We start from the raw sequence: 25,436 nt of genomic DNA, 5'->3' as shown, positions 1-25,436 counted from the left end.
GCCGCGTCCTGCGCACGGCGCAGCTTGGCGGCGGCGACCATCTTCATCGCCTTGGTGATCTTCTGGGTCGACTTGACCGAGTTGATCCGGATCTTGAGGGCCTTGAGGGACGCCATCTTAGTCCTTCTTCTCCCTCTCCCCACTGGGGAGAGGGCCGGGGTGAGGGGCTGCCACGGGTGAGACGGCCTGTGTGGCGCCCCTCACCCAACCCTCTCCCCAGTGGGGAGAGGGCTAGAATGCCGTCTTACGCGAAGATCTTCGCGAACTGGTCGAGTGCGGCCTTGAGCTTGCCCTTGGCCTCGTCGCCCAGATCCTTGGTGTCGCGGATCATCGCCAGCACATCGGCGTGATCGTTGCGCAGATAGGCCAGCATCGCCGCTTCGTAGCGGACGACCTGCGCCACCGGCACATTGTCGATATAGCCGTTCGTGCCTGCGAAGATCGACGCGGTCTGCTCCTCGAAGGGCAGCGGCGAGAATTGCGGCTGCTTGAGCAGCTCGGTCAGGCGCGCACCACGGTTGAGCAGCTTCTGCGTCGAGGCGTCGAGGTCCGAGCCGAACTGCGCGAAGGCGGCCATTTCGCGATACTGCGCCAGCTCCAGCTTGATCGAGCCCGACACCTTCTTCATCGCCTTGGTCTGCGCGGCCGAGCCGACGCGGCTGACCGACAGGCCGACGTTGATCGCCGGGCGGATGCCCGCGAAGAACAGGTCGGTTTCGAGGAAGATCTGGCCGTCGGTGATCGAGATCACATTGGTCGGGATGTACGCCGACACGTCGCCCGCCTGGGTCTCGATGATCGGCAGCGCGGTCAGCGAGCCGGCACCGTTGGCGTCGTTCATCTTGGCCGCACGCTCGAGCAGACGGCTGTGCAGATAGAAGACGTCGCCCGGATAGGCTTCACGGCCCGGCGGACGGCGCAGCAGCAGCGACATCTGACGATAGGCGACGGCCTGCTTGGACAGATCGTCGAACACGATCAGCGCGTGCATCGCGTTGTCGCGGAAATATTCGCCCATCGCGGTGCCGGTGTAGGGCGCGAGGAACTGAAGCGGTGCGGGCTCCGACGCGGTCGCGGCGACGACGATGGAATATTCCATCGCGCCATTCTCTTCGAGCGTCTTGACGAGCTGCGCCACGGTCGAGCGCTTCTGACCCACGGCGACGTAGATGCAGTAGAGCTTCTTCGACTCGTCGGTGCCAGCGTTGACCGTCTTCTGGTTGATGAAGGCGTCGATCGCGACGGCCGACTTGCCGGTCTGACGGTCGCCGATGATGAGTTCGCGCTGGCCACGACCGACGGGAACGAGCGCGTCGATCGCCTTCAGGCCGGTCTGAACCGGCTCGTGAACGCCCTTGCGCGGGATGATGCCGGGGGCCTTCACCTCGACGCGGCGACGCTCGGTCGCCTCGATCGGGCCCTTGCCGTCGATCGGGTTGCCCAGACCGTCCACGACGCGACCCAGCAGGCCACGGCCGACCGGCACGTCGACGATGGTGCCGGTGCGCTTGACGGTGTCGCCTTCCTTGATCTCGGCGTCGGAGCCGAAGATCACGACGCCAACATTGTCGGCTTCGAGGTTGAGGGCCATGCCCTGCACGCCATTGGCGAACTCGACCATCTCGCCAGCCTGGACATTGTCGAGGCCGTAGATGCGCGCGATGCCGTCACCGACGCTCAGCACCTGGCCGGTTTCGCTGACCTGGGCCTCGGTGCCGAAATTGGCGATCTGGTCCTTGATGACCTTGGAGATTTCTGCGGCGCGGATATCCATGGGAACGTCAGCCTTTCATCGCGCTGGCGAGCGCATTCAAACGGGTGCGGATCGAGCTATCGATCATCTGGGAACCGATGCGGACGACGAGCCCGCCGAGCAGGTCGGGATCGACCGACAGGTCGACCGACACTTCGCGCCCGACGCGGGTGCGTAGCTGCTGCTTCAACTCTGCGACCTGCGCGTCGGTCAGCGGGTGGGCGCTCGTCACCTCGGCCGCGACCTCGCCGCGATGGCGGCTGGCCAGCTGGCGATAGGCGCGGATGATCTGCGGCAGCGCCGAGAGGCGCCGATTCTCGGCGAGGACGCCGAGGAAATTCTTGGTCACCCCGTCCAGGCCCAGCGTGTCGGCGACCGCCAGGATCGCCTTGACGGCGGCCCCGCGCGCCACGACCGGGCTCTTGGTCAGCGCGACCAGGTCCTTGTTCGTGGCCAGCGCGTCGCGCAGGGTCACGAGGCTGGCCTCGATCGTGTCGATCGAACGGCCCTCAACGGCCGTCTCGAACAGCGCGAGCGCATAACGTCCACCCAGACTCGCCTGGATGCCGCCTGTGCCGCTTATAGTACCGCCGGACATCTCCACGGATGCGAATTCCTCGAACAACGAACGGGTTGGCCCCATGGGAAACGAGGCGCGAAAAACGCGCCTGCGATGGGTTGGCGGGCGGTTAGCATCGGGAACCAATCGATGCAAGCTGCGTGGCGCAACTTGTGACAGGTCAGTGACGCCAATTTAACGGCTTTGGGCGCAAGCCGTGGGATGAATGCCACAGGCGCGCCTGCTAGGATCGCCCGCTCTACCGACGGAAGCCACCGGGACCGACAGCGATGATCGAAACTGCGCGAGCCCCGCTCGATCCCCCTATCGACGAAGACGCCGCCTGGGATGCCTTTGTCCGGCGCGACCGGAGCGCGGACGGACTGTTCGTCGTCGCGGTCCGCACCACCGGCATCTATTGTCGGCCGAGCTGCGCGGCACGGCGCCCCAGGCGCGAGCATGTCTGCTTTCACCCGGACGCCATGTCGGCGCGGGCGGCGGGGTATCGCGCCTGTCTGCGATGCCAGCCCGATGCGGTGACGCGCGACCGGCAGGCGGTGGCGGCGGCCATCGCGATTCTGGAGGCGGCGGACGCGGCCCCTTCCCTTTCCGAGCTGGCGGCGCGGGTCGGCTATACCCCGCATCATTTCCATCGCCTGTTCCGCCGCGCGACCGGGGTCACGCCCGCCGCCTATGCCCGCGCCCGTCGCGGCGTCCGCGCGACCGAGGCACTGGCACGCGAGACCAGCGTGACCCACGCCCTGTACGAAGCGGGCTATGCCGGGCCCAGCCGCTTCTATGCCGACAGCGAAAGGCGGCTGGGGATGGCGCCGGGCCAATGGCGACGTGGCGGCGCGGGGGTGACGATCGACTGGGCGATCCTGGCGTCGCCCCTCGGGCCGCTGCTCGTCGCGGTGACGCCAAGGGGGCTGGCGCGCATCGCGTTCGACGCGGATGGCGGCGATCTGGACATGCTGTTCCCGGCCGCCACGATCCGACCGGCCGACGCCGCGACGACCGCCCGCATCGCGAAGGCCATCGCCGCCACCCCGCCGCCCGACCCGCTGATCACCGAGCCCGCGCGCCGCACCGCCTTTATCGAGGCGGTGTCGCGCGCCTTGCTGTCGGCGGACTGATCCGCCCTACTCGTCCGCGTCCTGCCCCGTCGCCACGGCCAGCGCCTTTTGCACCTCGGCCCGACTGCCCGTTTCCAGCAGCGCCAGTAGGCGCGACGCCGGATTGTCGGGGGGCATATGCGGATCGAAGGCGAGCGGACGGAGCAGCGCCTTCGCCATGTCGATATCGTTGGCACCGATCCGCTGCGCCGCCAGCGTGAAGCGCAATCCCATGTCCTGCGGCACGAGCTGGAAGGCGCGTTCCAGGCCCAGCACCGCCGATTGCCGGGGCTTTTCGCCCGCCATCATGAAGCTGCGATAGAAGACCGCCAGGGGTTCGGCGGCATCGGGGTGGGCGCGATTGGCCTTGACCACCCAGCCGCGCGCCTCTTCCCAGACCTTGACGTCCCTGCTCCGCCCCGCCTGGGCACGGCGCAAATGGATCATGCCCTTGTAGAGCAGCGCCTGTTGCGACGTCGCATCGACCGCCAGCGCCCGGTCCGCCGCCGCCTCCGCCACGGCATCCTCGCCCGCGTCATAGGCGATTTCGGCGAACCAGCCCTGCGCGTTCGCGTCGTTCGGATAATGCGCCGCGATCGGGGCGGCATGGGCATAGAGTTCGCGGCCCGTCGTGCGGTTGACGCCACGGTCCGACTGGATCCGATCGTTGATCAGCGCCTGCTCCCCCGGGCTCAGGACGCGAACCGCGACATCCGCCTTGGGCAGCCGCTCGAACCGCACCAGCATACCCGGTATCCTGCTGCGCCCCAGATATTTTTCCAGGTCACGGTCGAGCTGCTTGAGTGACCCGAAAGCCTTCTCGCCCGCCGCGATGCTGGGCATTCCTGTGTTGAGCAGGTTCAGATATGTGTTGAACTTGGCCATCTGGCCCGGATCGAACATGATGAAATGGGTCAGGAGCCAGCCCCGGCCATAGACCTGATCGGTCTGCTGCGCATCCAGCTTGCGCCGCGACGAATCGAACAGCGTGTCGATCGGCAGCTTGCTGCTGTCCAGCAGACCATAGGCCCGGTGCTGCGCCGCGACGCCCACCATCACGCCGTCGCGATCGAAGCGGGCGGTGCTGGCGAATTCGGCGAATCCTTCGGAGAACCAGGCCGGATAGGCCTTGGTCACATTACCGAACAGGAAATGATGGGCATATTCGTGGAACAGCACATATTGCGGCTGGAGCGCGTTCGGCCCCTCATCCTCGCTGCGAAGCGGCGTGAAGGCGACCGATCCCGAAACCCGCGGCTGATAGAAGCCCGCGACATGGTCGCCGCCCTTGCCATAGAGCCGCCGGATCGCCGCCACATTGGGCACGACATAGACGGTGACGGGATTGCTATCCTGCCCCTCGACCTCGGGAAGCTGGTACACATAGCGCAGGACGCCATCGAACTGCTCCAGCCGCGTCGCCATGGCGCGGATCGCATCCTCCGACATATTGCCATAGAGGATGAAGTGCCGGGCACGGGCCTCGCGCCATTCGGCCTGGGCCGGCGTCGCCGACAACGCCGCACAGACCGTCACCATCGCGACCGCTATCCAGCGACGGGCGCGCATTCCCCTCTTGACCATCCCGGCCCTCCCAAGCCGTATCCTCGACGCCATCTTTTCGCCGGATCGACGGGGCGGGGACAAGCCCCGTTCGCTCAACGCGCCGATCGGCAGCTATAGACGAGCTTCTCGTTGGGCAGCGGCGGCAATTGCTGGCGGATCTGGGCCTGCTCGCCCTGCAGTTTCTGGAGCGCCACGTCCGCCGTGGTGCAGGCGTTCGGCGTTCCCGGCTGGCGCAGCTTGCGGACCGCCTCCATCGTCGCGACCGGCAGGAAGTAACGGGTCTGGGTATAGCTGCGGGTCACCGGATCGAAGCGTGCGACGGTGACCGTCTGCTCGTCGTCGGGGACGATGATTCGCTGCCAGCTTCCCTCGCCCTCCAGATATTGCTCCTTGCGGTCGGCACAGCCGTTCGCCCCCCAGTCGAGGCGCGTCTCGGCGGTCGAGGAGACGGTGATCCGGCTGCGGTCGGGTTGCAGCGTGCACAGCAGCGGACCGATCGCGGCGGCCGGCGGCGTCACGCTGGGCACGGCCAGGGCCTCACGCGGCAATTCGATCTCGCCCGAGGGACGCAGGAGGAAGACGACCACCGCTCCGACGATCGCGATCCCGCCGCCCGCCGCCGTCCAGATGGCGGCCCGGCGTGCCCGGCGCGTTTCCAGCAATCCCGCGCCGCCGATCGCCAGCGCCCCACCGACAAGAAGCAGGGCAGCGATCGCCATCACATTCTCGCGCGACCTTTCGGCCCGGGCGCGGGCAGTGTTCAGCGCCTCCTCGCGGCGGATCGCGGCGCTATTGGCCGCCTCGCGCCGGGCAGCGGCGGCATCGGCGATGGCGCGGGCATCGGCCGCGCTATCCTCGCGCAACCGCTCCTCGATCGAGGTACAGGGCACGCCGACCGAGACATAAGGCTGTTTGGCGGCGCGCAGAAAGGCCATCAGCTCGGTGTCGGCGATCGCGAAGCCGAAGGTCGAATCGCCATCATCGGCGCGGGTCAGCGCGGAGTTCACCCCGATCACCCGCCCGCACGGATCGAGCAGCGGGCCGCCCGAATTGCCGCGCGCGATGCTGGCGGTATGGAGTAGCACCTCGATCCCCGTCAGCGCGCGACGTCCCGAGGCCACGCCCTGCGACCGGACGGGCGAAAGCGGCCGGATATAGTCCGCCGCCGACTGCGCGGTCGCCAGATCGACATTGCCCGGATAGCCCAGCGCGATGACCTGATCCCCCTCCGTCACCGCGCCGGTGAACAGAGCCGCCGGCGGCAGCTTCGCCTCGCTCACTTCGATCAGCGCCAGGTCGCGGCGCGAATCATAGGCGATGACACGCCCCTGATAGGATTTGCTGCCCTCCGACGGGACGACGCCGATGACGACATTGTCGGGATAGCGCTCGGCCAGTTCGACGACATGGGCGTTGGTGACGATGCGGTTGGGCGCGACCGCGAAACCCGATCCGTGGCCGAAGCCCGCCACCTCGCCATCGACCATCGCGATGGTGACAACCCGCACGACGCTGCGCGCGGTGGCGGCGATATCGTCGGCGCGCGCAGGCCCGGCGGCCAGCCCGGCCACGATCACGACAAAGGCGAGGACAAGGCGGCTCAACATCTCGGGCCGCCATATCCCGCCATTTCCATCGGCTGCAACCGCGATCGGTTAGGCATATGGTAAATCTTGCCAATTACCTAGCTGCCCCATGACATGGGGAAATATGGGATGAATGCGTTCGGCCGCCGTCAGGGTTTGGGCAGCGCGACGGGTGGGCGACCGGCCTTCGGCCTCGCGCGGCCGATGCACGGCCCCGCACCCCGCCCTGACCATGATTCGCCGCCCCCCGGCGGACAGCAATTCCCGCCGCTGACGCCCGAGAATATCCCGCCCCTGCCCGCCAGTGCCGCCGATGCGATGCAGCGCCTGGCCGAACGCCAGGCCGCCTCGGCCGAGCCGACCCCGGCTCGCGGCGAAGGGTTCGACGCGTCGATCCACCGGATCAAGGAGCAGGTCCTTCCCCGCCTGCTCGAACGCGTCGACCCCGAAGCCGCCGCGACGCTGGGCAAGGACGAGCTGGCCGAGGAATTCCGCCCGATCATCGGCGAGGTGCTGGCCGAGCTGAAGCTGACGCTCAACCGGCGCGAGCAATTCGCGCTGGAAAAGGTGCTGGTCGACGAACTGCTGGGCCTGGGACCGCTCGAGGAACTGCTCGCCGACCCGAACATCACCGACATCATGGTGAACGGCCCCGAGCAGACCTATGTCGAGCGCAAGGGCAGGCTGGAGCTGGCGAACATCCAGTTTCGCGACGAGGAGCATCTGTTCCAGGTCGCGCAGCGGATCGTCAATTCGGTCGGTCGACGCGTCGACCAGACCACGCCGCTGGCCGATGCGCGCCTGAAGGACGGCAGCCGCGTCAACGTCATCGTGCCGCCGCTGAGCCTGCGCGGCACCGCCATCTCGATCCGCAAATTCTCTGCCAAGCCGATCACGCTCGACATGATGGCGGCGGGCGGATCGATGAGCCAGAGCATGGCGACGCTCCTGAAGATCGCGGGCGCGTGCCGGTTCAACATCGTCATTTCGGGCGGCACCGGCTCGGGCAAGACGACGATGCTCAATGCGCTGTCCAAGATGATCGACCCGGGCGAGCGCGTGCTGACCATCGAGGATGCGGCCGAACTCCGCCTGCAACAGCCGCACTGGCTGCCCCTGGAAACGCGCCCCGCCAATCTGGAGGGTCAGGGGGAGATCAGCATCCGCGACCTGGTGAAGAACGCGCTGCGCATGCGCCCCGACCGGATCATCCTGGGCGAAATTCGTGGCGCCGAATGTTTCGACATGCTGGCGGCGATGAACACCGGCCATGACGGATCGATGTGCACGCTCCACTCCAACTCCCCGCGCGAGGCGCTGGCCCGCATGGAGAATATGGTGATGATGTCGGACATCAAGGTGCCCAAGGACGCGATCAGCCGCCAGATCGCCGATTCGGTGGACATAGTGATCCAGGTCAAACGCCTGCGCGACGGCAGCCGCCGGGTGACCAACATCACCGAGGTCATCGGCATGGAAGGCCCGGTGATCGTGACGCAGGAGCTGTTCAACTTCGAATATCTGGACGAAGGCACCGACGGCAAGATCATCGGCGAATACCGCTCGGCGGGCCTGCGCCCCTATACGCTGGAAAAGGCCAAGCAGTTCGGGTTCGACAAGGCACTGCTGGAGGCGTGTCTTTAAGCCGAAGCGGCCGCGCTCCCAATAAGGCGGGACAGGTCTGGGCCGACCCGCTATCGCCGTTCGATGCCTGGCCCGACGACGATCAACCCGGACGATTTCCTCGAAACGCCAGAGGGTCGGGTCTGGACACCGGAACGCAACGCCGAAGCATGGCGGCTTTCCTATGCGGCTTTGGAGCGCGCCATCGAACAGGCCCCGGCATCGGTGCGTGTCGTGGTCGTCTGCGGGATCCAGGGGGCGGGGAAAACGACGTGGATATCTTCGCAGCCGGCATCGCCTTCCACCATCTATTTCGACGCGGCGTTACCCGGTGCGCGTCATCGGACCGAGGTCATAGCCATCGCGAAACGGCTGGGCGCAACCGTCGAAGCGGTATGGATCGACACGCCGCTTGACGTGGCGATCCAACGCAACGCGGCGCGACCGCCCGACAAGATGGTGCCCATCCCCGCGATCGTCGCCGTCGCCGGACAATTCGAGGCACCCGTGGCGGCCGAGGGGTTCGATCATGTATCCGTCCAGGACGGCGCCTGATGGCCGATGACGGGTGGCAGCGCCCGCCACATCGCCACGCGATTTGCCGCGCGCGCAGCTTCGCGATCGTCTAGGCGTTGGGGAGTCATGCGTCGTCTGTTCTATCTGCTGCCCATCCCGCTGCTGCTCGCCGGTGCGATGGTGGCTCCCAAGGCATCCCGTCCCACCCCGTCCGATCAGGGGACCGAGGACATCGTGGCCGCCGCCGCGCGCGATCCGGGGGTCGCCTCGCTCGCGCCCGATGCCGAGGATCGCTGGATCCCGTTTCACCTGACACCCGGCAACCAGATCCGGTTCACGATGACCATCGACGGGCAGAGCGTATCCGCGATCCTCGATACCGGGGTCAGTTTCACCCTGTTGTCGCAGACCTCGCCGATCGCCGCCAAGGCAAAGGTCCGCCCCGGCGGGCAGGCGAGCGCGATCGGCGGCGCGGTGGCGATCGGCTGGATGCCGACGCGCACCCTCTCGCTGGGCGGGCTGACGCGGCGGGGCGGCGGCGTGGCGGTGGCGCCGCTGCCCGCGCTGGCGACGGGCGACAGCAAGGCGGTCGACCTGCTGGTCGGGCGCGACCTGCTGGCCGCGCATGCGATCGACATCGATTATGCCACCAAGCGCTTTCGCCTGATCGCCTCGGGCCGGATGCCCTTTACCGGGGCGACCGCGCCGCTGACCATCTCATCCGAACGGCGGGTCTATGAAAGCGCGATCCAGATGGGCGCGGCTCGCCTGTCGCCGATCATCGTCGATACCGGCGACGGATCCTCGCTGACCGTGTCGCGGGCGAGCTGGCGAGCGGCGAAGCTGACCGACCTGCCGACGACCAGCGCGATCGGCTTCGGGCTGGCGGGCCCCTCGATCAACGACCTGGCGATCGTGCCGGAGGTTCGGCTGGGCACGCTCACCGCGCGCGAGGTGGAGGTGCGGATCGAGCCGCCCCAGGGTTTCAGCGATTCGGTCGGCGTGGCCGGACGCCTGGGATCGGGGCTGCTCCAGCGCTACCGCGTGCTGCTCGACCCCGGTGCGGGGCGGATGGTGCTCGCCCCCGGCCCCCATGCCGATGCACCCGCGCCGCGATCCACGACAGGGCTGCTGATGGGCGTGGCGGGCGACCGGCTACGCGTGCTCCACGTCATGCGCGGCGGGCCGGCCGAGAAGAGCGGCTGGCGCGAAGGCGATACGATCTGCGCCATCGACGGACAGCCGATCCCGGCCGATTATGTCGACAGCCCGCTCGCCCGCTGGACGGTGGGCAAGCCGGGCACAACGGTCGCCCTGCGCACCTGCGACGGGCAGGAGCGCAGATTGACCCTTGCCCGCTTCTACTGACGCGCCTTTCCCCATTCGCGCGCGACGGTATAGCCCAGATAGCCGGTGCCGAAGAGCGCATAGAGCGGCTCTGGGATGGCGGCGAGATATTGCGCCATGCCCCGGATCATCGCCACGGCCATGCCGGGCCGCACCCCGGCGAGCAGGCCCATGGGAATGCTCCAGAGCAGCAACGCGTACATGACGTAAAGAAATGTCGGCCGGGCGCGCCGGGTCCAAGGGTCGGTGCCCTCCTCGCCGCTCATGACAGCCGATCCGCAAGCCAGCCGTACAGGAACGCCTCATTGGCGGGACGTCGCTCGGCCAGCGTCAGATAGCGTTCGCCCTGCAACGCCTCGACCGCCTTCAGCAGGACCACCTCGCCGGCCGCTCCGCGATGATCCAGGAACGCCCGGAGCGCGGCCAGCGTCGCTGGCCCCACCCGCCCGTCCGCCGCGAGATCGGGATAATCCCGCGCGCCCCGGTTCAAGGCATTGAGCGCGCGCTGGAGAAAGGTCGCCGCAACCACCGTCCCCATGTTGACGCCGGTGTCGAACAGTTCCTCGGCCAGCCGGGGGGCCAGCGCCGCCACCTTGTCCAGCCCCGGCGCGACCCAGTAGAGCCGCCGATAGATCGCCTCCGCCCGCGCCAGCGGCAGGGCCCGCATCGGCCCGCCATAGCCATCGACGCGGGCCACCGCCTCGCTGATGCCGAATCGCGTCGCCCCGCCCCGGTCGGCGGGATGATCACTATAATCCCCCTCGCGCGCGATCACCTGCGCGATCAGCGCGTCCACGTCGGTCGCCTGCCCCTGCCGTCCCATATCGCCCTCCCCGATTGCCGGAGAAGACGAACCATATCGGTTCGCTGTAGGACAGCGATTTCTGGGGTCAGTCGAGAACGCTGCGCGCCAGGGCCAGCGTGCCCAGCGGCCCCGCCTGATCGCCCAACTGCGCATGGACGATCCGGTTGGCGACCTGGGCCGCGTCGACGAAGGGCAGATAGCCCGACAGCTTTTCGACCGTCGCACGACGGATCATGTCGAGCAGATGCGGCTGGCCCACGCCCACGCCGCCGCCGATCACGATCCGGCCACAGGCCAGGGTCAGGAAAAGGCCGGCAAAGCTCTCCGCCAGCGCGTCGGCGACGAAATGCCATGCGGGATCGTCCGCCGCCAGTTCCTGCGCGGGTCGCCCGGTGCGCGCCGCAATGGCCGGTCCCGCCACCAGCCCTTCCAGGCAATCGCCGTGGAACGGACACGCCCCGGCAAAGTCGTCGCCCGGCACGCGGCGGACGCGGACATGCCCCGCCTCCGGGTGCATCCGGCCCGACACCGGCTGACCATTGACGATGATGCCCATGCCGACGCCGGTGCCGACGGTGACATAGATATGGTCGGACAGGCCGCGCGCCGCGCCCCACTGTCCCTCGGCCAGCGCCGCGCCGGTGACATCGGTATGGATCGCCACCCGTTCGCCGAATCCCTCCGCCAGCGCGCCGACGACATCGGCCCCCGCCCAGCCCGGCTTGGGGGTGGCGAGCATATGGCCATAGTCCATGCCGGTCTTGTCGAGCGCGATCGGACCGAAGCTGCCGATGCCCAGCGCCGCGGGCTTATACTGCTCGGTCCATTCGGCCAGGCGCTGGCGCAAGGCGGCCAGCGTGACGGCGGGGGTTGTCGTCGGCAGTCGCTCGGACACCAGAATGTCGCGCCCGCGGCCGATCAATACAATCGATTTCGTACCCCCAAGTTCGACGCCTGCGACAATAGGATCCTCTGCCCCGGTCATTCCAATCTCCCGCCAGTCGCTTTTCGCGACCCAATCGCGGTGCGCCTGCGCGAAACCGCGCATCCGGGTCAAGAGCCAAGGGGCAAAAAGGGCGGGCGGGGCCCGGTTTAGAGCGTGGCCAGCGCCGCCAGCGCCGTCGCGCGCAGATTGGCGATATGCGCCAGCGTGAGGGTGAGGCTGCCCGTCACGGTGATCAGGAGGCCCGCCATGCCGCCTTCGAGGAGCACGCCCGCCACCAGCAACGTCAGTCCCGCCGCACCGAGACCCAGCGGCACCCGGCGATGATGCCGCCGCCACCCGAGCAGCAGCGTCGACCCGCTCAAGGGAAGCGCGATGCCGAGCATGACGACATGCACCCCTTCGCCCAGATCGGCCCACTCGGCAATCGCCGGCAGAAAGGCGAGGACGACGGGCAGCACAAGGCAGTGGATCAGGCACAGGGTAGAGGCGGAGATCGCCAACCCGTCCCATCCCCAGTGCGCTCGATGAGGCTGGTGCCCGGCGGCGGACCGTTCGCTCTCTACAACCTGATCATTCATTCTCCTTGAATGATACATTGTATCATTGAGTGCAAGTGCAATTTTATCCCGAGCATCCCTTTAAACTGTATTCCGTATAATATAACGGTATGGGAAACGATCGAGGATAGGACCCATGACGATTTCGCGGCTTTTCCTTTCGGCGGGCCTGTCCGCCGTGATCGCCGGGTCCGCCATGGCGCAGACCCCAGCGACGTCCCTCCCCGACTGGGAAAACCCCGCCATCGATCGAATCGGTGCCGAACCGATGCACAGCAGCTTTGCCGGGTTCGAGACCCGGGCCGGTGCGTTGGCGGGAGACGTGGCGAAGTCGCGCTATCACCTTTCGCTCGACGGGCTGTGGAAGGTGCATATGTCGCCCAATCCCGAAGCGCGCCCCGTCGGCTTCGAGGATCCGGCCCGCGACGTGTCGCAATGGCAAGAGGTGGCGGTGCCCGGCATCCTCCAGGCGGAGGGACTGAGCCGCCCGGTCTTCGTCGGCAGCGACTATCCCTTCCCCCGCAATGCGCCGTTCATCAAGCACACGCTGAACGAGGTCGCGTCCTATCGTCGCGATGTCGTGATCCCGGCGCATTTCGCCGGGCGTCGCCTGTTGCTGACGGTCGGCGCGGCGGGCGCGGCCTATTATCTCTGGGTCAATGGCCAGCGGATCGGTTATTCCGAAGACTCCAAGCTTCCCGCCGAATTCGACATCAGCCGCGCGGCGAAGCCGGGACGCAATACGATCGCGATCGAACTCTATCGCTTTTCGGACGGCAGCTATCTGGAGGACCAGGATTTCTGGCGGGTCAACGGGATCGAGCGGTCGATCACCCTCTATGCCGCGCCGCAGACGCATATCCGCGATCTGGGGATCGAGGCGGGGCTGAACAACGACTATCGCGACGGCACGCTGGCGGCCACGATCGATGTGGCGGGCGCGACCCGGGCGACCTCGGTCCGGGCCACGCTGCTCGACGGCCAGCGGACCGTACTGACCCGCACCGCGACCCCGGCCGGAACCGTCGCGACGATCGCCGCCGAGGTGCCCGGCGTGAAAAGCTGGAGTGCGGAATCCCCCAATCTCTACACGCTGCTGGTCGAACTGCTCGACGATCAGGGCAGGCTGATCGAAGCGACCAGCCGCCGCATCGGTTTCCGCACCGTCGAGGTGGCGGGCGGCGAGGTGCGGGTGAACGGCAAGCGGATCATGATCCGCGGCGTCAACCGGCACGAGCATGACCCGCATAGCTTCCGCATCGTGTCCGAGGCGACGATGCGCAAGGATATCGAACTGATGAAAGCCGCCAATATCAACGCGGTCCGCACGTCCCACTATCCCAATGATCCGCGCTGGTATGACCTCGCCGACGAGTACGGCCTGTACGTGATGGACGAGGCCAATATCGAGAGCCACGGCTACTTGAGCCTCACCCAGGAAAAGGGCGATCCGACGCTGAACCTGGGGCACAAGCCCGAATGGGCCGCCGCGCATCTCGACCGGGTGCAGCGCATGGTGGAGCGTGACCGCAATCATCCCTCGATCATCTTCTGGTCGCTGGGCAATGAAAGCGGCGTCGGCCCCAATTTCGAGGCCGCGGCGCAGTGGATTCGCGCGCATGACAAGACGCGGCTCATCAACTTCCTCGGTTACAGCATGAGCGGCTGGCGGCATCCGACCAATTCCTATGTCGACATCTTCGCGCCCATGTATGATGATGTCGAAAAGCTGGCCGATTACGCGACGCAGCCCGAATTCACCCAGCCGCTGATCCTGTGCGAATATGCCCATGCGATGGGCAACAGCCTGGGCGATTTCCAGGGTTACTGGGACGTCTTCCGAAAGTATCCGAAGTTGCAGGGCGGCTTCGTCTGGGACTGGGTCGACCAGACGATGATCCTGAAGGACAAACAGGGCCGACCCTATTGGGGGCAGGGTCTGGATTATGATCCCGATCCCAAGGATGCCGGACTGCACGGCGACGACAGCCCGGTGGGCGACGGGGTGATCCAGTCCGGCCGGACGCCCGACCCGGAATATTACGAGATGGCGCATGTCCAGTCGCCGATCAGCTTCACGCACAAGGATGGCGGCTGGCAGGTCGTGAACCGCCACGATCATATCGACCTGTCGCGCTTCACGCTCGACTGGACGGTGTTGGAGAATGGCATCGAGACGGCGCGGGGCAGCATCGCCACCCCGTCCGTGGCGGCCGGGGCGAGCGCGCCGATCGCCGTCTCCCTGCCCCCGGCCAAGGATGCGTCGGCCGAACGCTCGCTGATCCTTCGCGCGCGGACCCGGGCGGGCGCGATCCCGCCGCTGCCGGCGGGCCATGTCGTCGGCTGGGAGCAGTTCGCCCTGTCTCCGCCCGTCTTCGCCGCGGTTCCGGCGGGCTCGGTCGCGCCGGAGGACAGCGCTGATGCAATGACGCTGAAGGCCGGGAATGCGGTGCTGGAGATCGACCGGACGACCGGCCTCGTTCGCCGCTATGCCCGCGATGGCAAGGTGTTGCTGACCGGCGGCACCCCCAATTTCTATCGCGCGCCGACCGACAACGACATCGGCTCGGGCGTACCCAAGAGCCATGCCATGTGGCAATATTTCTCCGAGCATCGCCGCCTGGACGGCATCCACCGCGACGGGAACGCGATCGTCGTCGATCAGGACATGGGCGTGGGCTCGGTAAAGATGCAGACCCGCTGGACCATGGCCCCGGACGGCAGCGCGACGGCGACGGTCCGCTTCACACCCCTGCGGGCGACCTTGCCCGACCCGCTGCGCGTCGGCCTCGCCTTCACGACGCCGGGGCAGCAGTTCACCCGCCTGAGCTGGTTCGGACGCGGCCCCTGGGAAAACTACTCCGATCGCAAGACCGGCGCGATGATCGCGCGCTGGGACGGGGCCTTGGCCGACCAGTATCACGACTATGCCCGGCCGCAGGAATCGGGGAACAAGACCGATGTGCGCTGGCTGCAACTGACCGGCACCGGCACGGGGCTTCGCGTGACGGGGGCGCAGCCGCTCTCGGTCAACGCCCTGCCCTTCCCTTATGGCGACCTCGCCATGAAGCCGCCGTCCCAGGCGCATAGTTCCGATATCCGCCCGCATGGCGACGGCACGCTGCTGATCGACGCCGCCCAGGCCGGGGTCGGCGGCGATACCGGCTGGAACCTCGATGGCCGCGCGCACATGCCGTACCGGATCGCGCTCCAGCCGCTGACCTACAGCTTCACGATCGGAGCGGCGCAGTGAGGCGCCTGCTCACCCTGGCCCTGCTGCTGACCACCACGCCGCTCGCGGCGCAGCCCGTACCCGACCGCATCGCCAGATCACTGGCCCTTCGCGACGAGTGGCAATGGCTGACCCGCGATATCGCCTCCCCCGCCGAATGGGACGCGGACGGGCGGCATTTCCATTATCGCAAGACGGTGGCGGGCGGCTTCGCCTTTGTCGATGTGGACGCCACCACCCGCGCCAAGGCCCCCGCCTTCGACGCAGCCGCGCTCGCGCCTGCCCTGTCCAAGGTGATGGGCAAGCCGATCGAACCGCTGCGCCTGCCGTTCGAGCATTTCGCCTACACGCCCGACCATTTGGCGATCACCTTCAGCATCGGCTATGAGGACGGTGTCGCCTATCGCTGCGTCCTCGCCCGGCCGCTATGCGCCGTGGTCCCGCCGGAGAATCCCAGCCGCCCGCGCGGCTTCGGCGTGGTGCGCGACCTGCGCGTGCCGGCCGACAACCATCCCCGCCTCTCACCCGACGGCAGGCTAGAGGCGCTGGTCCTCGACGACAATCTGGTCGTGCGCGAGGCGAAGGGGGGCAAGGAATTGTGGCGGTCCCAGGACGGGATGCCGGGCAATTTCTACGATCCCGAGACGATCGCCTGGAGCCCGGACGGCCGGCATATCGCGCTCCAGCGGGTCCGCCCCGGCTATGCCCGCATGGTCACCCGCGTCCTTGCCGCGCCGCCGGGCAAGGTCCAGCCCGAGGTCGTGCAGCAGCTCTATCCCAAGCCGGGCGACGCGGTGGACCAGGAAGCGCCCGTGCTGTTCCGGGTGGCGGACGGCCGACGGACCGAGATCGATCCGACGCTGTTCGCGGAGGCCTATACCCTGTCGGCGCCGACATGGCGGGCCGATGGCAAGAGCTTCGCCTTCGACGATCTGAAGCGCGGCTTTGGCGAGGCGAAGATCATCGCCGTCGATGCCGATACCGGCAAGGCGCATGCCGCCGTGGCCGAAACCGCGAAGACCTTCGTCTTTCGCGACCGCATCTGGTCGCATGACGTGAAGGACATGGGCCGCGAGATCCTGTGGGCGTCGGAACGGGACGGCTGGCGGCATCTCTACATGATCGACGGCACGACCGGCCGGATCGTGCGCCAGGTCACCAAGGGCAACTGGGTCGTCCGCGACATTGCCAGGGTCGATGACGACAAGCGGCAAATCTGGTTCTCGGCCAGCGGCTTCGTGCCCGGCGAGGACCCCTATTACAAACACTGGTTCCGGGTCGATTTCGACGGCCGCAACCTGACCCGGCTGACGCAGGAGAATGCGACGCACGAGGTTCGGTTCTCGCCCGACATGACCACCTGTGTCGACGTCTATTCGCGCACCGACCTGCCGGAGACGATGGAACTCCACGACGCACGCGACGGCCACCTGATCGAGACGCTGGAAAAGGGCGACATCGCCGCGCTGACCGCCGCCGGGTTCCGGCCGCCCGAACGCTTCACCGCCAAGGGCCGCGACGGCAGGACCGACATTTACGGACTGGTCGTCCGCCCGCGCGATTACGATCCCGCCAAACGCTATCCGGTGATCGAGAACATCTATGCCGGGCCGCATGACAGTTTCGTGCCCAAGGCCTTCTGGCCGTTCGGCGGCTTTTCCGGCGGCGACAAGGTCATGGGGATGCAGCAGCTCGCCGATCTGGGCTTCATCGTCGTGATGATCGACGGCATGGGCACCGCCAACCGCTCCAAGGCGTTCCACGACGTCGCCTGGAAGAATCTGGCGGACAGCGGCTTCCCCGACCGGATCGCCTGGATGAAGGCGCTGGCCGCGAAAGATCCCGCCGCCGATATCAGCCGCGTCGGCATCTATGGCGGCTCGGCGGGCGGGCAGAGCACGCTCAACGCACTGCTCTTCCATCCCGAATTCTACAAGGCGGGGGTCGCCTATGCCGGATGTTTCGACAACCGGATGGACAAGATCGACTGGAACGAGCAGTGGCTCGGCTATCCGGTCGACCAGAGCTATCTTGACGCCTCGGGCGTCGTCCATGCCGCACAGTTGCAGGGCAAGCTGATGCTGGTCGTCGGCGAGCAGGATTCGAACGTCGACCCCGCCAGCACGACGCAGGTGGTCGATGCGCTGATCAAGGCGGACAAGGACTTCGACCTGCTGGTCGTCCCCGGCGGCGAACATACCGCCGGACGATCGACGGGGCCGGTCGCCTATGCGATGCGGCGGCAATATGCCTTCTTCCTGAAGGCGCTGCGCGGGGAGGAGTAACGCTCTTCCCCCCTCATTCCTCCCTGGCAGGGGAGGAATAGCGGTGTTGCCTCCCATCCCCCACACGCCTATCGCCCATATTGCGACAGGTTTCCCTTCGGGGATGAAAAGGGAATGGGGTGCGATGCCCCGGCTGCCCCTGCAACTGTAAGCGGCGAGCCGTTCGCCATCACGCCATTGGGGCTCATCCCCCGAGAAGGCGGCGGACCGGCACCGACCCGCGAGCCAGGAGACCTGCCCGTCGCGGTCGTCTTTCGGCCGGTCAGGGTGTACCGGGCGGACGGGGCTATCCCCTCGCGCGACGACAGCGCCCTTGTGGAGATGTGCCCCGATGACCGAGCCCTGTTCATGCTGAAACCCGCCGCCCCCGGCCCCGCCGTGGTCGCCTGCAACACCTGTCGCCTGAGCGACGATGCCCGCGAGGATGCCGAAGGCAGGCGCGGCGGCGCGCTGCTGGTCGAGGCGTTGCGCGCGGTGAAGGCCGCCGACCCCGCCTATGCGCAGGTGGCGGTGGAGGAGATGCCCTGCCTCTTCGCCTGCCAGTCCTTCTGCACCGTCCATCTGCGCTGTCCGGGCAAGGTCGGCTATGTGATGGGCAAGTTCACGCCCGACGAGGATGCCGCACGGGCGATCCTCGACTATGCGCGGGCCTATGCCGACAGCGAATGGGGACAGGTGCCGTACAAGCAATGGCCGCAAGGCGTGAAGGGCCATTTCCTGACCCGCACGCCCCCCGAGGGATTCGTCGTCGAATGACCGCCTTCCCGACCGTCGCCGCGTTCAAGACGACTCTCGCCACCCTGCCCGAAGCCGATCGGCAGGCCCGCGCCGCCGCCGCCCGGCGTCAGGGCCAGTTGACCAAGCCGCCGGGTTCGCTCGGCCGCCTGGAGGACATCGCGATCTTCCTTGCCGGATGGCAGGGCATCGAACGACCCCGGATCGAGCGGGGTCGGGCGGTGATCTTCGCGGGCAATCACGGCGTGGTCGCACGCGGGGTCAGCGCCTTTCCGGCGGAAGTGACCGCACAGATGGTCGCCAATTTCGCCGCCGGCGGTGCCGCGATCAACGCGCTGGCCGCTGCCGCGGGACTGGACCTGTCGGTCGTCCCGCTCGACCTCGACCGGCCGACCATCGACTTCACCACCGGCCCGGCGATGAGCGTCGAGGAATGCCTGGCCGCGCTGTCGGCCGGCGCGGCGGCGGTGGGCGATGCCGACCTGCTGGTGCTGGGCGAGATGGGGATCGGCAACACCACCCCCGCCGCCGCGCTTGCCGCCGCCAGCTTCGGGGGGGCTCCCGCCGACTGGATCGGCCCCGGCACCGGAGTCGATGCGCAGGGCCTGTCGCGCAAGGAAGGCGCCGTCGCCGATGGGCTGGCGCTGCACCGGGATCACCTGACCAGCGCCTTCGAAATCCTGCGCCGTCTGGGCGGGCGCGAGATCGCCGCGATGGCGGGCGCCGTACTGGCGGCGCGGACGAAGGGCGTGCCGGTCATACTCGACGGCTTTATCGGCACCGCCGCCGTCGCACCGCTGGCGATGACCAATCCGGCGATCACCGACCATGTCCTGGCCGGGCATTGCTCGGCCGAGCCGGGCCATATCCGGCTGCTCGATCGCTTGGGGCTGCGGCCGATCCTGTCGCTCGACATGCGGCTGGGCGAGGGGAGCGGCGCGGCGGTGGCGGTGCAGGTCATCCGATCGGCGATCGCCGCGCATGACGGCATGGCGACCTTCGCCGAGGCCGGGGTCGCCACCGCGTGAGCCCTTTCCGCCTGCACCTGCTCCGGCATGGCGAACCGGAGGGGGCCGGGCGGATGCTGGGCCGGACCGACAGCCCCGCGACCGCGCAAGGGATCGCAGCATGCACCGCGCGCGCGGTGGGCCTGTCGGTCACGCGACGGATCAGTTCGGACCTGTCCCGCGCCCGCGCCTGTGCCGAGGCGATCGGGCCGACGTACATCGATCCCCGCTGGCGGGAGATGGATTTCGGCGAATGGGACGGCCTGGCACCCGAGGCGATCGACGGGCAGGCGCTAGGCCGCTTTCGTACCGATCCCGACGCGGCACCCCCGCCCGGCGGCGAGCGCTGGTCGGATCTGGTCGCGCGGGTGGGGGCCGCGATCGCCGACCTGTCCCCCGAACCGACGCTGATCGTCACCCATGGCGGTGCGATGCGGGCGGCCCTGCATGGGCTGTGCGGTTTTGACCTGCACGCCGTCTTCGCCATCGCCCTGCCCTATGCTAGCCTGTTGACGCTGGAGGTGTGGGACGACACGCCGCGCTGGGCCCGGATCACCGGGCTGGCCACCCTATGAAGAGCCTGATCGTCGCGCTCGGCTTCCTCACCCGCCTGCCCATGCCGCGGGTCGCCGCCGACGAAGCCGATTTCGCGCGGGCGATCCGGCTCTATCCGGTCGCGGGGCTGGCGATCGGGGTGATCGTGGCGGCCTCGGGCTGGCTGGGTGCGCGGATCGATCCATGGGTCGGGGCGCTGGCCGCGCTCGCCGCCTGGGTCTGGGCGACCGGGGCGCTGCATCTGGACGGGCTGGCCGATCTCAGCGACGGGCTGGGCGCGGCGCATGGCGATCGGTCGCGGCTGCTCTCGGTCATGGCCGACCCGCATATCGGCAGCTTCGGCACCGTTGCACTGGTGATGCAGTTGCTCGCCAAGCTGGTGCTGCTCCACGGCGTGCGCCCCGACGACTGGGCGATGATCGCGACGATACCGGCGGTGGCGCGGATCGGGCCGCTGGTCTGGGCGCGGTTCCTGCCGCCGTTGCGGCCGGGTGGCCTGGGAGCGATGGTGGCGCAGGCGGTGCGCCCCGTCGACCTGGCACTCTGGTCGGTCGTCGCGATCGCGCTCATCCCGCTCTATCCGCCGCTGGTGCTGGGCCCGGTGACGATCCTGGTCCTGGCGGGCTGGTTCCGCCGTCGCCTCGGCGGTGTGACCGGCGACGTCCATGGCGCGGGCATCGAATGGACCGAAACCGCGCTACTGCTCGCCGCCCTGCTCTACGCCGCGCCCTGAGCGATCCGCAGCAGCGCATCGCAATCGACATGCGCCTCCAGCGTGGCGGCGATGGCGTCAAGCGCCTCGTCCACATCGGCGCGGTGATCCGGCCCGGCCCCCTCGACCCCAATCCGCGCCAGCCATGCCGCCCGCTGCCCCGCCTCGCCCAGCAACCCGTGGATATAGCTGCCCGCGACCAGCCCGTCGGCGCTGATCGCGCCCTCGGCCCGGCCATCGGCCAGATGCCCCACCGGCCGCGCGGTATCGGGGCCGCTCGTCCGGCCGAGATGGATCTCATAGCCCGAAAAGGACGCGCCCAGCGCCTCGCCCGTGACCGGGCGCACCGTCTTTTCGCCGGTCAGCACGGTTTCCACGTCAAGCAGTCCCAGCCCGGCGACACTGCCCGCCGGTCCCTCGATCCCGTCCGGGTCGGCGACGCGGGTCCCCAGCATCTGATAGCCACCGCACAGCCCCATCACCGCCCGTCCCCGTCGGTGATGCGCGGCGATGTCGATGTCCCAGCCCTGCGCGCGGAGGAAGGCGAGGTCGGCAATGGTCGCCTTCGATCCCGCCAGCACGATCATCGCCGCGTCGGGAATCGGCGCGCCGGGGCGGACCATGACCAGATCGACCTGCGGCTCAAGACGCAGCGGATCGAGATCGTCGAAATTGGCGATACGCGGCGTGATCGGACAGGCGATCACCACCCGCCCCCCTGGCGCGGCGGCGGGACGCTCCAGCGCCACCGCATCCTCGCTCGGCAAGCGGTGCGCCTCGCTCAGCCATGGGATCAGGCCCAGCGAGCGCCAGCCGGTGTGTGCCGCGATGATCGCCATACCATCGGCGAACAGCGCGGGATCGCCGCGGAACTTGTTGACCAGAAAGCCGCGGATCATCGCCGCGTCTTCGGGATCGATCACCGCCTTTGTGCCCACCAGCGATGCGATCACGCCGCCGCGATCGATATCCCCCGCCAACACCACCGGCACGCCCGCCGCGCGCGCAAAGCCCATATTGGCGATGTCACCGCTGCGCAGGTTCACCTCGGCTGGCGAGCCCGCGCCCTCGACGATCACAAGATCGCTCTGCGCCTCCAGACGGCGATAGCATTCCACGACCTCGGGCAGCAGGCCGATCCGCCCCTCGCGCCACTTCGCGGCAGGCAGCATCCCGCGCACCTGCCCGCGCACGATCAGTTGCGAGGTGCGGTCCCCCTGCGGCTTGAGCAGCACCGGGTTCATGTCGACATGCGCCTCGACCCGCGCGGCGATCGCCTGCGTCGCCTGCGCCCGCCCGATTTCGCCGCCATCTGGGGTGGCGGCGGCATTGTTGCTCATATTCTGCGGCTTGAAGGGGCGAACGCGAAGGCCACGATTGGCGAAGGCCCGACATAGTCCCGCGACCAGCACCGACTTGCCGACGTCGGAGCCGGTGCCCTGGATCATCACGCCAGCCATGCCACGCCCCCCGCGATCACCCAGAGCAGCAGGCAGGCGCGCGCATAGATTTGCAAGGCGGTGACGATATCCCCGGGCGTCGCCGCCCGTCCGCCGCGCCCGATCCACGGCTTGATCTGGGTCACGCCGTCATATGCGACCGGCCCCGCCAGCGCGACGCCGAGCGCCCCCGCCATCGCCGCTTCGGGCCATCCCGCATTGGGCGAGGCATGGGCGCGTGCATCGCGCTTCATCACCCGCCAGCCGCCCGCACCCGCGATGCAGAGCAGAACCCCCGCGATCCGGGCGGGCAGCCAGTTCGCCCCGTCATCGATCCGCGCCGCCGCCCAGCCAAAGGCCCGCCAGCGCGGTTCCTTGTGCCCGATCAGGCTGTCGGCGGTATTGATCGCCTTATAGACCCACACGCCGGGCAACCCGAACAGCAGCAACCAGAAAAGCGGCGCGACGATGCCGTCGCAAAAGCTCTCCGCCAGCGTCTCGATCGCGGCGCGCGACACGCCCGCCTGGTCCAGCCGATCGGTATCGCGCCCCACCACGCGCGCGACCGCCGCCCGTGCCCCGGGAAGGTCGCCGCGCATCAACGCCTCGGCGACCGGCCGGACATGCTGATGGAGGCTGCGCTGCGCCAGAGCGGGCCAGGCGAGCACCGCGCTGGCGATCCAGCCCCAGCGGCCGAGCAACAGGTGCGATTCCCGGTCGATCCACCATGCCGCCGCGCCGGTCAACGCGATCAGCGTGACGATGGTGACGATCCCCAGCGCGCGGCGCACGCCTTCGGACCGCTCGGGCCGATTGCCATGCCGCTCGGCGAAGGTCAGGACGCGCGCGAAGGCGCCGACCGGATGACCGATCCGCGCATAGAGCCGGTCGGGCCAGCCGATCGCGGCATCGAGCACCAGTGCGACCAGCGCGACGGGATCAGCCATGCCGCAATGCCCTGTCCAGTCGGGCAAGATCGCCCGGTGCCGCGGGCACGCCGAAGCGCAGTCGCTCGGGCGCGTCGGAAAAGGGGCGGACGAGAATGCCCGCCGCCGCCAGTCGCGCGAAGATCGCGGGCGCATCCGGCGTCTCGATCATGCGGAACAAGGGACAGGCTCCCCGTGCGATCAGGCCGTGCCGCGCCAGCACTTCGTCCAGCGCCGCCGCCCGCTCGGCCAGGGCGATTCGGGTCGCCGTGATCCATGCGCCATCGGCATAGGCGGCACTCCCCCATGCGATGGCATGACTCGACACCGGCCAGTCCCCCAACAACGCGCGAAGCCGCGACAGGACGTCCGGCGCGGCGATGACGAAGCCAAGCCGTATCCCCGCCAGCCCGAAGAACTTGCCGAACGACCGGAGCACGATGACCCGCCCGCCCCCGCCAAAGCCGGGTCCGGGCATCGCATCGGCAAAGGCCTCGTCGAGGATCAGCCAGCCATCCGCCCGTCCTTGCGCCGCCGCCAGTTCGGCCAGGCGCTCCGGGGCATGATGGGCACCATCGGGATTGTTGGGATTGGCGAGGAGCAGGGCCGCCGCCTGCCCCTGCCAGCGGTCGAGCCCCGCACCGTCGATCCATGCCGAGGCGACCGCGCCATGCGTGCCATAGCTGGGCCGGAACGCGACGATCGGCTGCGCGATGCCCAATATGGGGAGCAGCCGGAGCGCCATCTCGCTTCCCGGCACGGCCGCCACCCGCTTGGCCGCGACGCCGAAATGCGCCGCCGCCCGCGCCTCCAGCCGCGCGATGCCGGTCGGGTCCGGCAGGGGTCCGGCGTCGACGGTCAGCCCATCGGGGGGACTCCAGGGCGATGGATTGATCCCGGTCGACAGGTCGAGCCAAGGCTGGGCTGCGTTCGGGAACACCGCCTTGGCTGCGTCGATCCGGCCGCCATGATGGGTCAGCGCCGCCATTTCCGCTTGCGTCACAGCGCCGCTCCCGCGATGCGGACAGGGATGACGAAGCCCCGGACCATCCTCGTCCTCGGCGGCGCCCGGTCGGGCAAGAGCCGCCATGCGCAGTCGCTGGCCGAGGCGATGACGCCGACCGGCTGCTTCGTCGCGACCGCGCAGGCCTGGGACGAGGAAATGCGCGAGCGGATCGCACGCCACCAGGCCGATCGCGATGCGCGCTGGACGACGGTGGAGGCACCTTTGGCCCTGCCCGAGGCGGTGACGGAACACAGCCGAGCCGACCGGGTGCTGCTGATCGACTGCCTGACGCTCTGGCTGACCAACCTGCTGCTGGGCGAGGCCGATCTGACGGCGGCGGGCGATGCGCTGGTCGCGGCGATCCAGGATGCGCCCGGCCCGGTCGTGCTGGTCAGCAACGAGGTCGGCTTCGGCATCGTCCCCGACAATGCGCTCGCCCGCCGCTTCCGCGACGCGCAGGGCACGCTCAACCAGCGGCTGGCGCTGGCCTGCGAGGCGACCGACCTGGTGGTGGCGGGACTGTCCTTGCGACTTTCAGGAGAGAAATGATGCGAACCGACGCCGAACATGCCGAGCGCATGGCCAAGAAAAAGGCCGCGCAGGATAGCAAGGTCGCCGCGCGCGACGCCGAAAAGGGGCTGCTGATCGTCCATACCGGCAAGGGCAAGGGCAAGACGACCGCCGCGCTCGGCATGGTGATCCGCGCGGTCGGGCACGGGATGCGCGTCGGCATGGTCCAGTTCGTCAAGGGCGCGATGACCACCGGCGAGGCGGCGGTGCTGGCACGCTTCCCCGAGGTCGATTTCCACGCCATGGGCGAAGGCTTCACCTGGAACACGCAGGACCGCACCCGCGACATCGCCACGGCGCGCACCGCCTGGGACGAGGTGAAGCGGATGATCGCCGACCCGTCCTACGACCTGATCGTCGCCGACGAACTGAACATCGTCCTGCGCTACGACTATCTGCCGGTCGACGAGGTGCTGGAGGTGCTCGGCACCAAGGGGGCGATGACGCATGTCGTCATCACCGGCCGCAACGCCCCCGAGGCGCTGATCGCGGCGGCCGATCTGGTGACCGACATGACGCAGGTGAAGCATCCCTTCCGCGAACAGGGCGTGAAGGCGCAAAAGGGTATCGAGTTCTGACCCCTTTCCTTCCCTGCA

Annotated in this window: 24 protein-coding genes and 1 riboswitch; of the genes, 12 read left to right on the top strand and 12 right to left on the bottom strand. The window is 68.4% G+C overall.

Annotated features, from left to right (window positions below; all coding sequences use genetic code 11):
• From ABDV78_RS10550 to ABDV78_RS10540, 3 genes are all read right to left on the bottom strand, one after another.
• On the bottom strand, nt 1-116 hold a 116-nt coding region (locus ABDV78_RS10550), incomplete at its 3' end, for a F0F1 ATP synthase subunit gamma (protein WP_343527376.1).
• A 128-nt stretch (nt 117-244) separates the two neighbouring features.
• Nucleotides 245-1,774: a F0F1 ATP synthase subunit alpha gene (gene atpA / locus ABDV78_RS10545; protein ID WP_056430575.1), complete on the bottom strand. Its 1,530-nt coding sequence runs from the start codon at nt 1,772-1,774 to the stop codon at nt 245-247.
• Nucleotides 1,775-1,781: 7 nt separating this feature from the next.
• Nucleotides 1,782-2,351, bottom strand: a complete 570-nt coding sequence (locus tag ABDV78_RS10540) for a F0F1 ATP synthase subunit delta (RefSeq protein ID WP_343527374.1) — start codon at nt 2,349-2,351, stop codon at nt 1,782-1,784.
• A gap of 251 nt (nt 2,352-2,602) precedes the next feature.
• On the opposite strand from ABDV78_RS10540, the gene ABDV78_RS10535 reads away from it, so the two are divergent.
• A complete protein-coding gene (locus ABDV78_RS10535; RefSeq protein WP_343527371.1) occupies nt 2,603-3,448 on the top strand; it encodes an Ada metal-binding domain-containing protein in 846 nt (281 codons plus the stop codon).
• 6 nt (nt 3,449-3,454) lie between these two features.
• Here ABDV78_RS10535 and ABDV78_RS10530 read toward each other — a convergent pair whose 3' ends face one another.
• Nucleotides 3,455-5,011, bottom strand: a complete 1,557-nt coding sequence (locus ABDV78_RS10530; RefSeq protein WP_343527370.1) for a hypothetical protein — start codon at nt 5,009-5,011, stop codon at nt 3,455-3,457.
• A 74-nt stretch (nt 5,012-5,085) separates the two neighbouring features.
• The gene (locus tag ABDV78_RS10525; protein ID WP_343527369.1) at nt 5,086-6,600 is read right to left on the bottom strand and encodes a trypsin-like peptidase domain-containing protein; all 1,515 of its coding nucleotides are present in this window, start codon (nt 6,598-6,600) and stop codon (nt 5,086-5,088) included.
• Between the two features lie 108 nt (nt 6,601-6,708).
• Here ABDV78_RS10525 and ABDV78_RS10520 point away from each other — a divergent pair, with 108 nt between their 5' ends.
• The 3 genes from ABDV78_RS10520 (at nt 6,709) to ABDV78_RS10510 (ending at nt 10,086) form a co-directional block, all read left to right on the top strand.
• Nucleotides 6,709-8,223, top strand: a complete 1,515-nt coding sequence (locus ABDV78_RS10520; protein ID WP_343527368.1) for a CpaF family protein — start codon at nt 6,709-6,711, stop codon at nt 8,221-8,223.
• A 63-nt stretch (nt 8,224-8,286) separates the two neighbouring features.
• A complete protein-coding gene (locus ABDV78_RS10515; RefSeq protein WP_343527366.1) occupies nt 8,287-8,757 on the top strand; it encodes an AAA family ATPase in 471 nt (156 codons plus the stop codon).
• Nucleotides 8,758-8,844: 87 nt separating this feature from the next.
• On the top strand, nt 8,845-10,086 hold the full coding sequence (locus ABDV78_RS10510) for an aspartyl protease family protein (protein ID WP_343527365.1): 1,242 nt from the start codon (nt 8,845-8,847) through the stop codon (nt 10,084-10,086).
• Here the strand turns inward: ABDV78_RS10510 and ABDV78_RS10505 are convergent.
• The 4 genes from ABDV78_RS10505 to ABDV78_RS10490 all read right to left on the bottom strand — a co-directional run bounded on the left by ABDV78_RS10505 (nt 10,080) and on the right by ABDV78_RS10490 (nt 12,394).
• A complete protein-coding gene (locus ABDV78_RS10505) occupies nt 10,080-10,331 on the bottom strand; it encodes a 3TM-type holin (RefSeq protein ID WP_343527364.1) in 252 nt (83 codons plus the stop codon). The two genes, ABDV78_RS10510 and ABDV78_RS10505, sit on opposite strands and share 7 nt — an antisense overlap.
• Entirely contained in the window at nt 10,328-10,888 is a 561-nt protein-coding gene (locus ABDV78_RS10500; RefSeq protein WP_343527363.1) for a glycosyl hydrolase 108 family protein, read from the bottom strand. The genes ABDV78_RS10505 and ABDV78_RS10500 overlap by 4 nt, the downstream gene beginning before the upstream one ends.
• A 67-nt stretch (nt 10,889-10,955) precedes the next feature.
• Nucleotides 10,956-11,855, bottom strand: coding sequence for an ROK family protein (locus tag ABDV78_RS10495; protein WP_343527362.1), 900 nt, complete (start codon nt 11,853-11,855; stop codon nt 10,956-10,958).
• Between the two features lie 107 nt (nt 11,856-11,962).
• On the bottom strand, nt 11,963-12,394 hold the full coding sequence (locus ABDV78_RS10490; protein ID WP_343527361.1) for a MerC domain-containing protein: 432 nt from the start codon (nt 12,392-12,394) through the stop codon (nt 11,963-11,965).
• 115 nt (nt 12,395-12,509) lie between these two features.
• Here ABDV78_RS10490 and ABDV78_RS10485 point away from each other — a divergent pair, with 115 nt between their 5' ends.
• The 6 genes from ABDV78_RS10485 (at nt 12,510) to cobS (ending at nt 20,920) form a co-directional block, all read left to right on the top strand.
• Nucleotides 12,510-15,626, top strand: coding sequence for a glycoside hydrolase family 2 TIM barrel-domain containing protein (locus tag ABDV78_RS10485; RefSeq protein ID WP_343527360.1), 3,117 nt, complete (start codon nt 12,510-12,512; stop codon nt 15,624-15,626).
• Nucleotides 15,623-17,890, top strand: a complete 2,268-nt coding sequence (locus ABDV78_RS10480; RefSeq protein WP_343527359.1) for a DPP IV N-terminal domain-containing protein — start codon at nt 15,623-15,625, stop codon at nt 17,888-17,890. Before ABDV78_RS10485 ends, ABDV78_RS10480 begins: the two co-directional genes overlap by 4 nt.
• A gap of 70 nt (nt 17,891-17,960) precedes the next feature.
• Nucleotides 17,961-18,147, top strand: a riboswitch (cobalamin riboswitch).
• A gap of 91 nt (nt 18,148-18,238) precedes the next feature.
• Complete coding sequence (locus ABDV78_RS10475; RefSeq protein ID WP_343527358.1) at nt 18,239-18,646, top strand: DUF1636 domain-containing protein; 408 nt, start codon at nt 18,239-18,241, stop codon at nt 18,644-18,646.
• Nucleotides 18,643-19,653, top strand: coding sequence for a nicotinate-nucleotide--dimethylbenzimidazole phosphoribosyltransferase (gene cobT / locus ABDV78_RS10470; protein ID WP_343527357.1), 1,011 nt, complete (start codon nt 18,643-18,645; stop codon nt 19,651-19,653). The genes ABDV78_RS10475 and cobT overlap by 4 nt, the downstream gene beginning before the upstream one ends.
• Complete coding sequence (locus ABDV78_RS10465) at nt 19,650-20,207, top strand: histidine phosphatase family protein (RefSeq protein WP_343527356.1); 558 nt, start codon at nt 19,650-19,652, stop codon at nt 20,205-20,207. Before cobT ends, ABDV78_RS10465 begins: the two co-directional genes overlap by 4 nt.
• Nucleotides 20,204-20,920 carry an adenosylcobinamide-GDP ribazoletransferase gene (gene cobS, locus ABDV78_RS10460; protein WP_343527355.1) on the top strand — a complete coding sequence of 239 codons (717 nt, stop codon included), beginning with the start codon at nt 20,204-20,206 and terminating at the stop codon, nt 20,918-20,920. Before ABDV78_RS10465 ends, cobS begins: the two co-directional genes overlap by 4 nt.
• Here cobS and ABDV78_RS10455 read toward each other — a convergent pair.
• From ABDV78_RS10455 to ABDV78_RS10445, 3 genes are read right to left on the bottom strand one after another with little or no spacing between them, the layout of a single operon-like run.
• The gene (locus tag ABDV78_RS10455; RefSeq protein ID WP_343527354.1) at nt 20,905-22,359 is read right to left on the bottom strand and encodes a cobyric acid synthase; all 1,455 of its coding nucleotides are present in this window, start codon (nt 22,357-22,359) and stop codon (nt 20,905-20,907) included. The two genes, cobS and ABDV78_RS10455, sit on opposite strands and share 16 nt — an antisense overlap.
• Entirely contained in the window at nt 22,347-23,285 is a 939-nt protein-coding gene (gene cbiB / locus ABDV78_RS10450) for an adenosylcobinamide-phosphate synthase CbiB (RefSeq protein WP_343527353.1), read from the bottom strand. Before cbiB ends, ABDV78_RS10455 begins: the two co-directional genes overlap by 13 nt.
• Complete coding sequence (locus ABDV78_RS10445) at nt 23,278-24,267, bottom strand: aminotransferase class I/II-fold pyridoxal phosphate-dependent enzyme (protein WP_343527352.1); 990 nt, start codon at nt 24,265-24,267, stop codon at nt 23,278-23,280. The genes cbiB and ABDV78_RS10445 overlap by 8 nt, the downstream gene beginning before the upstream one ends.
• 27 nt (nt 24,268-24,294) lie before the next feature.
• Here ABDV78_RS10445 and cobU point away from each other — a divergent pair, with 27 nt between their 5' ends.
• A complete protein-coding gene (gene cobU, locus ABDV78_RS10440) occupies nt 24,295-24,819 on the top strand; it encodes a bifunctional adenosylcobinamide kinase/adenosylcobinamide-phosphate guanylyltransferase (RefSeq protein WP_343527351.1) in 525 nt (174 codons plus the stop codon).
• Complete coding sequence (gene cobO / locus ABDV78_RS10435) at nt 24,816-25,418, top strand: cob(I)yrinic acid a,c-diamide adenosyltransferase (RefSeq protein WP_343527350.1); 603 nt, start codon at nt 24,816-24,818, stop codon at nt 25,416-25,418. Before cobU ends, cobO begins: the two co-directional genes overlap by 4 nt.
• The last annotated feature ends 18 nt before the right edge of the window (nt 25,419-25,436 follow it).

Origin of the sequence: Sphingomonas sp., from assembly GCF_039594485.1 — a bacterium.
Classification (GTDB): domain Bacteria; phylum Pseudomonadota; class Alphaproteobacteria; order Sphingomonadales; family Sphingomonadaceae; genus Sphingomonas.
Note: the sequence above shows the minus strand (reverse complement) of the source record. Positions and strands in the feature narration are given on the sequence as shown.

Coding starts and splice junctions, on each gene's coding strand:
- ABDV78_RS10535 (WP_343527371.1), top strand. CDS start 2,603: ATGATCGAAACTGCGCGAGCCCCGCTCGATCCCCCTATCGACGAAGAC.
- ABDV78_RS10455 (WP_343527354.1), bottom strand. CDS start 22,359: ATGGCTGGCGTGATGATCCAGGGCACCGGCTCCGACGTCGGCAAGTCG.
- cbiB (WP_343527353.1), bottom strand. CDS start 23,285: ATGGCTGATCCCGTCGCGCTGGTCGCACTGGTGCTCGATGCCGCGATC.
- ABDV78_RS10505 (WP_343527364.1), bottom strand. CDS start 10,331: ATGAGCGGCGAGGAGGGCACCGACCCTTGGACCCGGCGCGCCCGGCCG.
- ABDV78_RS10530 (WP_343527370.1), bottom strand. CDS start 5,011: ATGGTCAAGAGGGGAATGCGCGCCCGTCGCTGGATAGCGGTCGCGATG.
- ABDV78_RS10540 (WP_343527374.1), bottom strand. CDS start 2,351: ATGTCCGGCGGTACTATAAGCGGCACAGGCGGCATCCAGGCGAGTCTG.
- ABDV78_RS10500 (WP_343527363.1), bottom strand. CDS start 10,888: ATGGGACGGCAGGGGCAGGCGACCGACGTGGACGCGCTGATCGCGCAG.
- ABDV78_RS10495 (WP_343527362.1), bottom strand. CDS start 11,855: ATGACCGGGGCAGAGGATCCTATTGTCGCAGGCGTCGAACTTGGGGGT.
- ABDV78_RS10475 (WP_343527358.1), top strand. CDS start 18,239: ATGCTGAAACCCGCCGCCCCCGGCCCCGCCGTGGTCGCCTGCAACACC.
- cobS (WP_343527355.1), top strand. CDS start 20,204: ATGAAGAGCCTGATCGTCGCGCTCGGCTTCCTCACCCGCCTGCCCATG.
- ABDV78_RS10520 (WP_343527368.1), top strand. CDS start 6,709: ATGAATGCGTTCGGCCGCCGTCAGGGTTTGGGCAGCGCGACGGGTGGG.
- ABDV78_RS10525 (WP_343527369.1), bottom strand. CDS start 6,600: ATGTTGAGCCGCCTTGTCCTCGCCTTTGTCGTGATCGTGGCCGGGCTG.
- cobO (WP_343527350.1), top strand. CDS start 24,816: ATGATGCGAACCGACGCCGAACATGCCGAGCGCATGGCCAAGAAAAAG.
- cobT (WP_343527357.1), top strand. CDS start 18,643: ATGACCGCCTTCCCGACCGTCGCCGCGTTCAAGACGACTCTCGCCACC.
- ABDV78_RS10485 (WP_343527360.1), top strand. CDS start 12,510: ATGACGATTTCGCGGCTTTTCCTTTCGGCGGGCCTGTCCGCCGTGATC.
- ABDV78_RS10490 (WP_343527361.1), bottom strand. CDS start 12,394: ATGAATGATCAGGTTGTAGAGAGCGAACGGTCCGCCGCCGGGCACCAG.
- ABDV78_RS10515 (WP_343527366.1), top strand. CDS start 8,287: ATGCCTGGCCCGACGACGATCAACCCGGACGATTTCCTCGAAACGCCA.
- ABDV78_RS10510 (WP_343527365.1), top strand. CDS start 8,845: ATGCGTCGTCTGTTCTATCTGCTGCCCATCCCGCTGCTGCTCGCCGGT.
- cobU (WP_343527351.1), top strand. CDS start 24,295: ATGACGAAGCCCCGGACCATCCTCGTCCTCGGCGGCGCCCGGTCGGGC.
- atpA (WP_056430575.1), bottom strand. CDS start 1,774: ATGGATATCCGCGCCGCAGAAATCTCCAAGGTCATCAAGGACCAGATC.